Source organism: Arthrobacter sp. MDT1-48-3 (genome assembly GCF_054511015.1).
The window spans coordinates 62,551-74,742 of record NZ_JBTNDL010000008.1 but is presented as its reverse complement, the minus strand read 5'-3'; the positions used below and the strand labels follow the sequence as shown (position 1 = coordinate 74,742).

Genomic DNA, 12,192 nt, shown 5'->3' with positions numbered 1-12,192 from the left:
CCTGCCCCTCCGGGCCCGCGGCGCGGTCCCATCGTGAGAGTATGGCGCTACAGCACCGATCCAGCCTGCCCCCAGGGAGCGTCATGACCAGCAACAAGCCCGAGCACGACAACTCCTCGTCAGCCGGGGCCGGTCGGCCATCGGTTCCCGACGCGCGCCGCCTCGACGGTACTGCCCCGACCGGCGGACGGTCCCCGGCTGCGGCGGCTCCGGCGCCGCGGACCAGGGCGGCGGCCCCCGGGAATGACACCGCCGGCACGGGAGCCCCGACGTCCACGCCCTCCAGCGCCCCCAAGGCCAAGGGCAGGAAGTCCGGCACCCCCGGCACCTCGGGCGGGGACTGGAACGTCTTCCGGACCGTCGTGGTCCTGGTGGGCCTCGTCATCGCCGGATTCGGCGCCTACTACCTGATCCTCGGGACGGCCGGGCTGCCGGACACCGAAGCCGACCCGGTCAACCCGACGCTCGAGAACCAGTTCCGGTTCTTCTCGGCCATGATGGTCGGTGTCGGTGCCGCATTCATCACCATCGCCATCAAGTTCCAGTGGGCCAACATGCTCTGGCTGGTATGCCTCATGGTCTTCGTCGGCGGGATCGGACGGGTCCTGTCCTGGGCGTTCTCCGGCACCCCGAACTACGTCCTGATCATCCTGATGGTCGTCGAGCTGGCCTTCCCGCCGGCCCTGCTCGTCTGGCACAAGTACATCGCCAAGACGAGCGACCTCCGGAAGGAGTTCGCCCAGCGCGGCTGACCCGGCCGGCCCAGGGCGTGCCGGGCCGCTTCCCACGAGCGCCGGAAGCCGCCCGCCACCTGCAGGCCGATGCCGTACGCCCCGGTCCTTTCGGCCATAATGGGAGCGGCGACCGACCCGGACCCGGGTGGCGGGAATCGGCCGAACCACGAAGGAGATGCGTGTTCTACTGGAGAGACCTGGACAGCGTGCCACCGGATTTCGGGCCCGCCGTCCTGACGCTCGGGAACTTCGACGGCGTGCACCGGGGCCACCAGCGCGTCCTGCAGCAGGTCGTCGAGGCGGCGCGGGAGCGCAACGCATCCGCCGTCGTCGTCTCCTTCGATCCGCACCCCGCACAGGTGCACCGGCCCGATGCGGCACCCGAGCTGATCATGGGTCTCGCCGACCGGGTCGAGACCCTCGCCGAGACCGGCATCGACGCGCTGCTCATGATGCACTACACCCTCGACCTCGCCGCGAACTCACCGGAGGAGTTCGTCGAACGCGTGTTCGTCCGGGCACTGAAGGCCAAGGCCGTGGTGATCGGCCACGACGTGCGCTTCGGCAGGGGCAACAGCGGGGATCTCGGCACCATGCGCGAGCTCGGCCGGAAGCTGGGCTTCGAAGTCCTCGTCATCGACGACTTCGGCGCGAGCCTCCCGCTGGACGCGACGGACGCCGACGGCGACCGGCGGTGCTCGTCCACCTGGGTGCGCGAAGCGCTCGAGGCCGGGGACGTCGGCACCGCTACCCGCGTGCTCGGCCGCAACCACCGCATGCGCGGCGAGGTGGTGCACGGAGCGGCGCGCGGACGGGAACTCGGCTATCCGACGGCGAACCTCGCCGCCTCCTCCCAGGGCTTCATCCCGGCCGACGGCATCTACGCGGGCTGGCTCGTCGACGAGGCGGGCACGCGGTGGCCGGCGGCGATCTCCGTCGGGTCCAACCCCACCTTCGACGGCGTCGACCGGCAGGTCGAGGCACACGTCATCAACCGACCGCCCGAGCGCGTCCAGGACTTCGACCTCTACGGGCAGTCGATCGTCGTCGAGTTCGTGGAGCGGCTGCGGGGGCAGGTCGCCTACACGGGGCCGGAGGCGCTCATCGAGCAGATGAAGCTCGACGTCGACCGCGCGCGCGGGCTGCTTTCGACAGAACAACAGGCCAGACGCTAAACTCGATACAGATCCGGCTGCAGTCCGTGGTGGCTGGATTTTTCTGTGTCGTCGTGCAAGCGATGCTCAGCACCTGTACACGGTACAACTCTAGGAGTTACACGTGGCCCTTGACGCCGCCATCAAGCAGGAAATCATCAAGGAATACGCCCTGGCCGAAGGTGACACCGGTTCACCCGAGGTGCAGATCGCGATGCTTTCCCGTCGTATCCTCGACCTGACCGAGCACCTGAAGATGCACAAGCACGACCACCACACGCGTCGTGGCCTGCTTCTTCTCGTGGGTCGCCGCCGTCGCCTGCTGGACTACCTGCGGGACACCGACATCACGCGTTACCGGTCGCTCATCGAGCGCCTGGGTCTGCGTCGATAAGTAGCACCGGAAGGCGGCATCCTCTCCCCGGGAGAGGGAGCCGCCTTCCTCGTACGGGCCCGGCGGCGCAGCGCGCTTCCGCGACACCGAAGAGCAGAACCAGCAGTACCTGACACCATAGACATACCCACGCACAACAGGAGCCAACCGGCACCACGCATTCGCGGTCCTCGGTAGTGGTCTCCGGAACGTATCCGACGATGCGGCTTCCGTGGATCTCGATCGAAGACCGGGTGCTGTGGACCGTCCACGAGGGACGGGACCACGACGGGTGCCGATTGCCTCCGATACCTGAGAAACGGAGGTGACTCTCTTGGAGGGTCCCGAAATCCAGTTCGCCGAAGCAGTGATCGACAACGGTCGCTTCGGAACACGCACCGTCCGGTTCGAGACCGGACGCCTCGCCCAGCAGGCCGCCGGCTCCGCCATGGTCTACATCGACGAGGACACCGCCCTGCTCTCGGCCACCACGGCCGGCAAGCAGCCCCGCGAGGGCTTCGACTTCTTCCCCCTGACGGTCGACGTCGAGGAGCGCATGTACGCCGCGGGCCGCATCCCGGGCTCGTTCTTCCGCCGCGAGGGCCGTCCCTCCACGGAGGCCATCCTGGCCTGCCGCCTGATGGACCGCCCGCTCCGCCCAGCGTTCGTCAAGGGCCTGCGCAACGAGGTCCAGGTCGTCGTGACCGTCCTCGCGATCAACCCCGACGTCCGCTACGACGTCGTCGCCATCAACGCCGCGTCCATGTCGACGCAGCTCTCCGGCCTGCCTTTCTCGGGTCCGATCGGCGGCGTGCGTGTCGCCCTCGTGTCCGACGGCAGCGGCACCGACCAGTGGATCGCCTTCCCGAAGCACTCCGAGCTCGAGAACTCGGTCTTCGACATGGTGGTCGCCGGCCGTATCGCCGGTGACGACGTCGCGATCATGATGGTCGAGGCCGAGGCCACCGACAACTCCTGGAACCTCATCAAGGAGAACGGCGCCACGGCCCCCACCGAGGAGATCGTCGCCGACGGCCTCGAGGCCGCGAAGCCCTTCATCCGCGCCCTGTGCGAGGCGCAGGCCGACCTCGCGGCAAATGTCACGAAGCCCACCGTCGAGTTCCCGGTCTTCCTCGACTACCAGGACGACGTGTACGCGGCCGTCGAGTCCGCCGGAGCCGAGAAGCTCGCGCAGGTCTTCCAGATCGCCGACAAGCAGGAGCGCAACACGGCGACCGACGCCCTCAAGGCAGAGCTCATGGACGCCCTCGGCGGCTCCTTCGAGGGACGCGAGAAGGAGCTCTCCGCAGCCTTCCGCTCGCTCAACAAGGCCGTCGTCCGGCAGCGCATCCTCAAGGACCAGGTCCGCATCGACGGCCGTGGCCTGAGCGACATCCGCAAGCTCACCGCCGAGGTCGAGGTCCTGCCGCGCGTGCACGGCTCCGCCATCTTCGAGCGCGGCGAGACCCAGATCATGGGTGTCACCACGCTGAACATGCTCAAGATGGAGCAGCAGATCGACTCGCTGTCACCCGTCACGCGCAAGCGCTACATGCACAACTACAACTTCCCGCCCTACTCCACCGGTGAGACCGGCCGCGTCGGTTCCCCGAAGCGCCGCGAGATCGGCCACGGAGCGCTGGCGGAACGCGCCCTCGTGCCCGTCCTGCCGAGCCGCGAGGAGTTCCCCTACGCGATCCGCCAGGTCTCCGAGGCGCTGAGCTCCAACGGCTCCACGTCGATGGGTTCGGTCTGCGCCTCGACGCTGTCGCTGCTCAACGCCGGTGTGCCCCTCCGGGCGCCGGTCGCGGGCATCGCCATGGGCCTCGTCTCCGACGTCGTCGACGGTCAGACCCGCTACGCCGCGCTGACCGACATCCTCGGAGCCGAGGACGCCTTCGGCGACATGGACTTCAAGGTCGCCGGCACGTCGGAGTTCGTCACGGCGATCCAGCTCGACACCAAGCTCGACGGCATCCCCGCCTCCGTGCTCGCTGCAGCGCTGAAGCAGGCCCGCGAGGCCCGCCTGCACATCCTCGGCGTCCTGCAGGCCGCGATCGACACCCCGGACGAGCTCTCCGAGTTCGCCCCGCGGATCATCTCGGTCAAGATCCCCGTGGACAAGATCGGCGAGGTCATCGGCCCCAAGGGCAAGATGATCAACCAGATCCAGGAGGACACCGGAGCCGACATCTCGATCGAGGACGACGGCACCGTGCTGATCGGCGCCACGAACGGCGAGTCGGCCGAGGCGGCGCGCGCGGCGGTCAACGCCATCGCGAACCCGCAGGTCCCCGAGATCGGTGAGCGCTACCTGGGCACGATCGTCAAGACCACGACCTTCGGTGCCTTCGTCTCGCTGACGCCGGGCAAGGACGGCCTGCTGCACATCTCCGAGCTGCGCAAGCTCGCGGGCGGCAAGCGTGTCGACAACGTCGACGAGGTCGTGTCCGTGGGCCAGAAGGTCCAGGTCGAGATCACCAAGATCGACGACCGCGGCAAGCTGTCGCTCTCGCCCGTCGTGGCGGAGGACTCCTCCGAGGACGCCGGCATCGAGCTGCCCGACGCCGCCGAGGCCGACGACGCGTAGCCTGTCGTCCCGCTCGTCCTGAGCGGACCGCGGCCCAAGCGCCGACCGGTCGGTGTCGTTCGGCGCCGGGGCCTTTCCCGAATCCCCAGAAAGACCAGGATGCCCCTGTCCTCCGTAGTGTCCCTTCCGCTCCTGCCGACGCCCCTGCCCGTCGGGGACGGCCCCGACCCCACCTTCGTCGCGGGGGATCCGGGCGGTAACGTCGTCCGGCGCAGTGTGCTGCCCGGCGGGGTCCGCGTGCTCACCGAGGCGATGCCGGGCCAGCGGTCGGCGACCATCGGGTTCTGGGTCGGCGTCGGTTCGCGGGACGAGGCCGAGGGCCAGCACGGCTCCACCCATTTCCTGGAGCATCTGCTGTTCAAGGGCACGGAGCGCCGCAGCGCCATGGACATCGCGTCGGCCTTCGACGAGGTCGGCGGCGAGTCCAACGCAGCGACCGCGAAGGAGAACACCTGCTACTACGCGCGGGTCCTCGACTCCGACCTGCCCATGGCCATCGACGTCATCGCGGACATGGTCACCTCGGCCGTCCTCGATCCGGACGAGCTCGAGCAGGAGCGGGACGTCATCCTCGAGGAGATCGCCATGGACAGCGACGACCCGGCCGACGTCGCCCACGAGAAGTTCGTCGAGCTGGTGCTGGGGGACCACCCGCTCGGCCGGCCCATCGGCGGTACCCCCGACGCCATCCGCGCGGTGCCCAGGGAGTCCGTCCTGGCGCACTACCGTCGCTACTACACGCCCGCCGAACTCGTGGTGACCGCCGCGGGCGGCCTGGACCACGACACCGTCTGCCGCCTGGTGCAGGAGGCGCTGGAGACGGCCGGGTGGCAGCTCGAGGACGGCGCCCTGCCGGTCCCACGCCGCTCTGCGACGGAGGTGCCGGTGCAGGGCGCCACCGGGGTGCACGTGATCCGCCGGGCGGTGGAGCAGTCCAACATCCTGATCGGATGCCCGTCGATCACGGCCACGGACGAGCGCAGGTTCGCGATGAGTGTCCTGAACGCCGTCCTCGGCGGAGGCATGTCCTCGAGGCTGTTCCAGGAGATCCGCGAGAAGCGCGGCCTCGTGTACTCGACGTACTCCTTCTCGGCCGCCTACGCCGACGCCGGCTACTTCGGTATGTACGCGGGGTGCTCGCCGGCCAAGACGGGGCAGGTCATCGACCTCCTCGGGTCGGAACTGGACCGCCTCGCAGCCGACGGCATCGACGCGGAGGAGTTGCGCAAGGCCGTGGGCCAGCTCTCGGGCGGACTGGTCATGGCCCTCGAGGACAGCAGTTCCCGCATGTCCCGGCTGGGCCGCTCGGAACTGGTGTCCGGGGAGTTCGTCGACATGGACGCGTCCCTCGACCGCATCCGCTCCGTGACGGCGGACGAGGTGCAGGCGCTGGCCCGTGAACTGGCCTCCGCCCCCCGCACGACGGTCGTCGTCGGGCCGTTCGACACGGAGGCGGACTTCGCGTCCTAGCCGCCGGCGAACGGCGGCAGGATGTCGAGCACGTCGTCGTCCTGCAGGACGGCCGAGGGGTTCCGCAGTGCCACCTCGTTGAGGAGGAAGCTGCTCCGGTCGAGCACCTTCGCCAGCGACGGTTTGCCCGGCACGGCCGGGCGCTGCCGCAGGTCGGTCAGCACGTCGTCGAGGCTCCGCCCACCGGGTAGGCGCTCCTGATCCACACCGGACGCAGCCCTGGCCGCCCCGAAATACCTCACCAGCACCTCAGCCACCGATGGCGCTCATCGAGCGGTCGGGCTGCACGAAGTCGGCCGCGCCGAGTCCGGTATGGTCCATGCCGTGCGCCCTGGGCTTGAGCCACATGGCGTCACGCCAGCGCTGCGCGACGGCGTCGTCGCCGGCTTCCGAGCGCAGGAGGTCCCGGAGGTCGGTCTCCTCGCGGGAGAAGAGGCAGCTCATGACCTTGCCCTCCGCCGTCACGCGCGTCCGGCGGCAGTCCGCGCAGAAGGGCTCGGTGACGGACGCGATGATGCCGACCGTCCCGAGGACCACCCCCGGCGACTCCTTCGAGCGGACCTCCCACCGTTCGGCGGGGGCGCCGTCGCGGTTCCGGGGATCGGGTGTCAGGACGAAGCGCGTCTCGACGAGCTCCCGCATCTCGGCGGCCGTCACCATGCCCTCCTTCGTCCAGCCGTGGTCCGCGTCGAGGGGCATCTGCTCGATGAACCGCAGCTCGAAGCCGCGGGCCACGGCCCACTCCACGAGGTCGGGCGCCTCGTGGTCGTTGACGCCGCGCATCAGCACGGCGTTGATCTTGACGAGCCCCAGTCCTGCGGCGGCTGCGGCCTCGATACCCTTCAGCACGCGGTCGAGGAACGGCCGACGGGTCAGCTGCGCGAAGGTCTCCGGATGCAGCGAGTCCATGGAGACGTTGATCCGCGTGAGCCCTGCCTCCTTCAGCTGAGCGGCACGGCGATCGAGTCCCAGCGCATTGGTGGTCATCGAGATGGGGAGCTGGGGGTGGTCGGCGCGGATGTCCCGGATGATGTCGAGGAGGTCCGCACGGACGAGCGGCTCGCCGCCGGTGAGGCGCAGCTCCCGGATGCCGAGCCGGTCCACGCCGATACGGACCAGGCGCACGATCTCCCCGCGGGACAGGACCTGGTCCTTCTGCAGCCAGTTCAGGCCTTCCGCGGGCATGCAGTAGGTGCAGCGCAGGTTGCACTTGTCCGTCAGTGACAGGCGCATGTCGGTCGCCTGCCGACCGTGGGAGTCCAGGAGACCCCGGGCCACGGAATCGCGGGCGGAGCCCGGCATGCCCAGTTGGATTCCCATGGAACGAGGGTACGCCCTCCGCCGTCCCCTGCCCTACCGGAAGCGTCGGACGGGCAGGGTCTTCCGCGCGGGTCCCGGGCCCTGTACGGCGGGCCCTCCGACGGAACACCGTGCGGAGGGAACACCCGGCTCCCCGTGGTCGTGTAGCAGGTGTCCCTGCGCGGTGAAGCGCCGTCACGCGCGGTCGGCCCCGGCCCGCGGACGATCGGGGCCCGGACGGAAGGCAGCGATGATGCGACGGCGGACCTGGGCAGCGGCCTGCGGAGTCCTCGCCGTCGGGCTGGGGGTGATCGGCGGCGAGCTGACCGCCGCGGCCCTGAGTCCCTCCGTCACCCCGGTCAGCGCCGTCGGCTCGGCCGTGATCGATGCACTGCCGGCGGGCGTGAAGGACTGGGCCATCACCCTGTTCGGCACCGCGGACAAGGCTGTGCTCCTCGGCACGATCGGCGTCCTGATCACGGGCATCGCCCTCGCCATCGGCATCCTCGAGTACCGGCGCGCGTACGCGGGCCGGGCGGTCGTCCTCGGGTTCGGGCTGATCGGCGTGGCCGCGGTGGCATCCCGGCCGCAATCCTCCATCGTGTCCTTCGCGGCACCGGTGGTCGCCGCGCTGATCGCACTCCTCGTCCTCGACGCCCTCGTACGGTCGCTGCGGTCCTGGACGCGGGACGCGGCCGACGGCGGAGCGGGTACGGCCCCGGCCCGACGCCGGTTTCTGCAGGGCGCGGGCGGAGCGGCCGTCGTCGCCGTGGCCGCGGGAGGCGCTGCGGCGAACGTGCGCTGGTCGCAGTCCGACGTCGCACGGCAGCGCGCATCGATCCCGCTCCCGGATCCGGCGGAGGGGACGGTGCCTCCGGCCGAGGGCTCGTTCGTGCCGGACGGGGCCGACCTGGGGATCCGGGGCATCAGCGCCCTCGTCACACCCGCCGCCGACTTCTACCGCATCGACACCGCCCTCGTGGTACCCGTCGTCGACCCCGCCCGCTGGTCGCTGAGGGTCACGGGCCTCGTGAAGCGCGAGGTCGAGATCACCCTCGAGGAGCTGCTCGCGCTGCCCCTGGTCGAGCGGCACATCACGCTGGCCTGCGTGTCCAACCCGGTGGGCGGCGACCTGACGGGCACCGCGCGCTGGCTCGGCTGGCCGGTCCGCGAGCTCCTCGCCCGGGCCGGCGTGCGGCCGGGAGCGGACATGGTCCTGTCCCGCAGCGTGGACGGCTTCACGGCGGGCACCCCGCTCGAGGCCCTGACGGACGGACGGGACTCCCTGCTCGCCGTGGGCATGAACGGGGAACCGCTGCCGGTCGAGCACGGCTTCCCCGTCCGTCTCGTCGTCCCCGGCCTCTACGGTTTCGTGTCCGCGACGAAATGGGTGGAGGAGCTGACGGTGACCCGCTTCGCCGACGACGCCGCGTACTGGTCCACGCGCGGCTGGTCCGAGCGCGGCCCCGTCAAGACCTCCTCCCGCATCGACGTGCCCCGCCCGAACGCGAGCATCCCGGCGGGGACGGTGGTCGTCGGGGGAGTCGCCTGGGCACAGCACCGGGGAGTGGCGGGCGTGGACGTGAGGGTCGACGGCGGCGCCTGGCAGTCCGCGACGCTCGCCCGGCCCATCTCCGCCGACACCTGGTGCCAGTACGCCGCCACCCTGGAGCTCGCGGCCGGTCCGCACACGGTCCAGGCCCGCGCGGTGGACCGCGACGGAGGCATCCAGTCGGAGGCGTCCGTCGATCCGGCACCCGACGGTGCCGAGGGGCTCCACACGGTAACGTTCACGGTGACCTAGGCTCCCGAGCTCCCCCCGACGACCCGCGGGGACCGGCCCGGAGGCGCGCGAGAGGCAGGCATGAGAAGAACCGTCGCCGAACACCGGGCCGCCGTCGCCGGGCTCCTGCGCGGGAGCAGCGGGTACGACGCCGGCCGGCCCGACGCCCTTCCCCTCGCCGAGGCCCTCGGGCGGGCGCTGGCCGCGGACGTGCGGGCGCCGGTGAGCCTTCCCCCGTTCGACAACTCGCAGATGGACGGGTACGCCGTCCACGCCGACGACCTCGCCGACCCGGGCCGGCTCGTCGTGGCGGAGGCCATCCCCGCCGGTTCCGTACCGCCCGTGCTGGAGGCCGGGACGGCCGCGCCGATCATGACGGGTGCCATGCTGCCCGCCGGTGCCGCCGCCGTCGTCCCGATCGAACGGGCCGAGCCGGCGCAGTTCTACTCCGCCGCGGACCGCGAAGGCGGGGAGGTGTCGGTGGTCCTGCCACGCGGGATCCCCGACGGGCAGTTCGTGCGCCGAGCGGGCAGCGACCTCGGCGAGGGGGACGTGGCGCTACGGGCGGGCAGCCTGCTCGGCGCAGCGCAGTTGGGGCTCCTCGCAGCCTGCGGGGTCGGCTCGGTGTCCGTCCGGCCGCGGTTCCGGGTGCTGCTCCTGTCCACGGGCGACGAGGTCGCCGAGCCCGGCACCACGCTCGCGCCGGGCACGATCTACGACGCCAACACGACGCTGCTCGAGGCGGCGCTCCGCGAGGCCGGCGCGGACGTGGCGCGCCACCGGCTCGTCGGCGACGACCCCGCGGTCCTGAGGGACGCCCTCGCCGCGATCCCGGCCGGCAGCACCAACCTCGTCCTCAGCACCGGCGGTATCAGCCAGGGAGCCTACGAGGTGGTGAAGCAGGCGCTGGCCGACAGCAGCGTGGAGTTCTCGTCGGTGGCCATGCAGCCCGGCGGACCCCAGGCACACGGCACCATCTCCGGCGTGCCGTTCCTCGGCTTCCCCGGCAACCCGGTCAGCGCCATCGTGTCCTTCGAGATGTTCCTCCGCCCGGCCCTCCGGCGGCTGACCGGCGTCCCGGCGCCGCGCCTGCGGCTGCAGGCCGTCCTCGCCGAGGACCTCGCGAGCCCCGAGGCCAAGCACCAGGTGCGGCGCGGACTCTACCGCGACGGCGCGGTGGTGCTGGTCGGCGGACCCGGGTCCCATCTCCTGCACGCCCTCGCGGCGTCGAACTGCCTCGTGCACGTCCCCGAGGGGGTCGCGTCCCTGCGGGCAGGGGACCGCGTCGAGGTCACCCTGCTCGGCCCCGTGCCCGACGAACCCTTCGCCATCGAGGATGTGCCGGCCCCGGATCACGCCGGGACTGGTTGAATGGGATCCGCAGAAAGGACCTCCCCATGAACCCACCCCTCCCCGCGGACGGGCTGTCCCACGTCCGGGCCGACGGCACCGCGCATATGGTCGACGTCTCCGGCAAGCAGGCGACGATCCGGCAGGCCGTCGCCGAGGCCACGCTCGAGACCACGCCCGACGTGGTCGCGCTCATCACGGACGGCGCGCTGCCGAAGGGCGACGCCCTCGCCGTCGCGCGGGTCGCAGGCATCATGGCCGCGAAGCAGACCTCGTCGCTGATCCCGCTGTGCCACCCCCTGCCCCTGTCCAAGGTCACCGTGGACTTCGTGCCCGACGGCGGGCACGTCCGGATCACCGCCCTCGTCAGGACCACGGCGCTCACGGGCGTCGAGATGGAGGCACTGACCGCGGTGTCCGTCGCTGCGCTGACGCTCTACGACATGATCAAGGCGGTCGACAGGCACGCCGTGATCAACGGGACGCGTGTGCTGTCCAAGTCCGGCGGCAAGAGTGGGGACTGGACCGCATGAGTGCCCTCCGCCCCGCCGCCGTCGTCGTCGCCTCCACCCGGGCGGCCGCCGGGACGTACGAGGACGAGTGCGGCCCCGCCATCACGGACTGGCTGTACCGCCACGGGTTCGCCGTCGCCGACGCGGTGGTGGTTCCCGACGGCGACGCCGTGGGAACGGCCATCGGCAGGGCGCTGGAGGCCCGGCCCGCCGTGCTCATCACGAGCGGCGGCACGGGGCTGAGCGCCGACGACGCCACCCCGGAGCAGACCGTGCCGTACCTCACCCGGAGCCTTCCCGGGATCATGGAAGCCATCCGTCGTGCCGGCTCGGAGAAGGTCCCCACCGCCGTCCTCAGCCGCGGACTGGCCGGCACCGCGGGATCGACCTTCGTGATCAACCTCCCGGGATCACCCGGCGGTGTCCGCGACGGGCTCGCCGTGCTCTCGCCCCTCATCGACCACATCTGCTCCCAGCTGGAGGGCTCCCATGACCACCGGTGACGTCGTCCACGCAGCCGTGGCCGCGACCCCCATCACCCCCGAGGAGGCGTACGCGGGCGTCGACTCCCCGCTCTGCGGGGCCGTCGTCGGCTTCAGCGGCGTGGTGCGCAACCACGACGGCGGACGCGATGTGGCGTCCCTGGCCTACTCGGCGCATCCCAGCGCCGAGCGGATCATCCGCGAGGTCGCCGAGGAGATCGCAGCCCGTCACGACGGCATCCGGATCTGGGTCGCCCACCGCGTCGGGCCGCTGGCGATCGGCGACCAGGCGCTCGTAGCGGCCGTCGGGGCGGCGCACCGGGGTGAGGCCTTCCGGGCCTGCTCCGACCTCGTGGACCTGGTGAAGGAGCGGGTCCCCATCTGGAAGGAGCAGTTCTTCGCCGACGGGACCGTGGAATGGGTCGGGGCCGGGACGGAACAGTAG

General features: G+C 71.1%; 12 protein-coding genes. 10 read left to right on the top strand and 2 right to left on the bottom strand.

What is annotated here, in order from left to right; translation table 11 throughout:
• The first annotated feature begins 83 nt into the window (after nucleotides 1–83).
• The 5 genes from ACX80L_RS15165 to ACX80L_RS15145 all read left to right on the top strand — a co-directional run bounded on the left by ACX80L_RS15165 (nucleotide 84) and on the right by ACX80L_RS15145 (nucleotide 6,321).
• On the top strand, nucleotides 84–752 hold the full coding sequence (locus ACX80L_RS15165; RefSeq protein ID WP_133082205.1) for a DUF4345 family protein: 669 nt from the start codon (nucleotides 84–86) through the stop codon (nucleotides 750–752).
• Between the two features lie 161 nt (nucleotides 753–913).
• Complete coding sequence (locus ACX80L_RS15160; protein ID WP_133082206.1) at nucleotides 914–1,909, top strand: bifunctional riboflavin kinase/FAD synthetase; 996 nt, start codon at nucleotides 914–916, stop codon at nucleotides 1,907–1,909.
• A 103-nt stretch (nucleotides 1,910–2,012) separates the two neighbouring features.
• On the top strand, nucleotides 2,013–2,282 hold the full coding sequence (rpsO, locus tag ACX80L_RS15155) for a 30S ribosomal protein S15 (protein ID WP_087072138.1): 270 nt from the start codon (nucleotides 2,013–2,015) through the stop codon (nucleotides 2,280–2,282).
• Between the two features lie 313 nt (nucleotides 2,283–2,595).
• Nucleotides 2,596–4,851: a polyribonucleotide nucleotidyltransferase gene (locus tag ACX80L_RS15150; protein WP_459290629.1), complete on the top strand. Its 2,256-nt coding sequence runs from the start codon at nucleotides 2,596–2,598 to the stop codon at nucleotides 4,849–4,851.
• A 99-nt stretch (nucleotides 4,852–4,950) separates the two neighbouring features.
• Complete coding sequence (locus ACX80L_RS15145; RefSeq protein ID WP_459290627.1) at nucleotides 4,951–6,321, top strand: M16 family metallopeptidase; 1,371 nt, start codon at nucleotides 4,951–4,953, stop codon at nucleotides 6,319–6,321.
• On the opposite strand, the gene ACX80L_RS15140 is transcribed toward ACX80L_RS15145, so the two are convergent.
• Entirely contained in the window at nucleotides 6,318–6,569 is a 252-nt protein-coding gene (locus tag ACX80L_RS15140) for a MoaD/ThiS family protein (RefSeq protein ID WP_133082296.1), read from the bottom strand. The genes ACX80L_RS15145 and ACX80L_RS15140 overlap by 4 nt on opposite strands.
• A 1-nt stretch (nucleotide 6,570) precedes the next feature.
• The gene (gene moaA / locus ACX80L_RS15135; RefSeq protein ID WP_133082209.1) at nucleotides 6,571–7,641 is read right to left on the bottom strand and encodes a GTP 3',8-cyclase MoaA; all 1,071 of its coding nucleotides are present in this window, start codon (nucleotides 7,639–7,641) and stop codon (nucleotides 6,571–6,573) included.
• 232 nt (nucleotides 7,642–7,873) lie between these two features.
• On the opposite strand from moaA, the gene ACX80L_RS15130 reads away from it, so the two are divergent.
• The 5 genes from ACX80L_RS15130 to ACX80L_RS15110 are packed head-to-tail and all read left to right on the top strand — an operon-like array spanning nucleotide 7,874 to nucleotide 12,192.
• A complete protein-coding gene (locus ACX80L_RS15130; protein WP_459290625.1) occupies nucleotides 7,874–9,424 on the top strand; it encodes a molybdopterin-dependent oxidoreductase in 1,551 nt (516 codons plus the stop codon).
• Nucleotides 9,425–9,484: 60 nt separating this feature from the next.
• Nucleotides 9,485–10,774: a molybdopterin molybdotransferase MoeA gene (locus ACX80L_RS15125; RefSeq protein WP_459290623.1), complete on the top strand. Its 1,290-nt coding sequence runs from the start codon at nucleotides 9,485–9,487 to the stop codon at nucleotides 10,772–10,774.
• Nucleotides 10,775–10,800: 26 nt separating this feature from the next.
• The gene (gene moaC, locus ACX80L_RS15120; RefSeq protein WP_133082212.1) at nucleotides 10,801–11,286 is read left to right on the top strand and encodes a cyclic pyranopterin monophosphate synthase MoaC; all 486 of its coding nucleotides are present in this window, start codon (nucleotides 10,801–10,803) and stop codon (nucleotides 11,284–11,286) included.
• Nucleotides 11,283–11,768 (top strand): molybdenum cofactor synthesis domain-containing protein, encoded by a 486-nt coding sequence (locus ACX80L_RS15115; RefSeq protein WP_133082213.1) that lies wholly within the window; start codon nucleotides 11,283–11,285, stop codon nucleotides 11,766–11,768. The genes moaC and ACX80L_RS15115 overlap by 4 nt, the downstream gene beginning before the upstream one ends.
• Entirely contained in the window at nucleotides 11,755–12,192 is a 438-nt protein-coding gene (locus ACX80L_RS15110; RefSeq protein WP_208740001.1) for a molybdenum cofactor biosynthesis protein MoaE, read from the top strand. The genes ACX80L_RS15115 and ACX80L_RS15110 overlap by 14 nt, the downstream gene beginning before the upstream one ends.

Coding starts and splice junctions, on each gene's coding strand:
- moaC (WP_133082212.1), top strand. CDS start 10,801: ATGAACCCACCCCTCCCCGCGGACGGGCTGTCCCACGTCCGGGCCGAC.
- ACX80L_RS15115 (WP_133082213.1), top strand. CDS start 11,283: ATGAGTGCCCTCCGCCCCGCCGCCGTCGTCGTCGCCTCCACCCGGGCG.
- moaA (WP_133082209.1), bottom strand. CDS start 7,641: ATGGGAATCCAACTGGGCATGCCGGGCTCCGCCCGCGATTCCGTGGCC.
- ACX80L_RS15130 (WP_459290625.1), top strand. CDS start 7,874: ATGCGACGGCGGACCTGGGCAGCGGCCTGCGGAGTCCTCGCCGTCGGG.
- ACX80L_RS15125 (WP_459290623.1), top strand. CDS start 9,485: ATGAGAAGAACCGTCGCCGAACACCGGGCCGCCGTCGCCGGGCTCCTG.
- ACX80L_RS15145 (WP_459290627.1), top strand. CDS start 4,951: ATGCCCCTGTCCTCCGTAGTGTCCCTTCCGCTCCTGCCGACGCCCCTG.
- ACX80L_RS15165 (WP_133082205.1), top strand. CDS start 84: ATGACCAGCAACAAGCCCGAGCACGACAACTCCTCGTCAGCCGGGGCC.
- ACX80L_RS15110 (WP_208740001.1), top strand. CDS start 11,755: ATGACCACCGGTGACGTCGTCCACGCAGCCGTGGCCGCGACCCCCATC.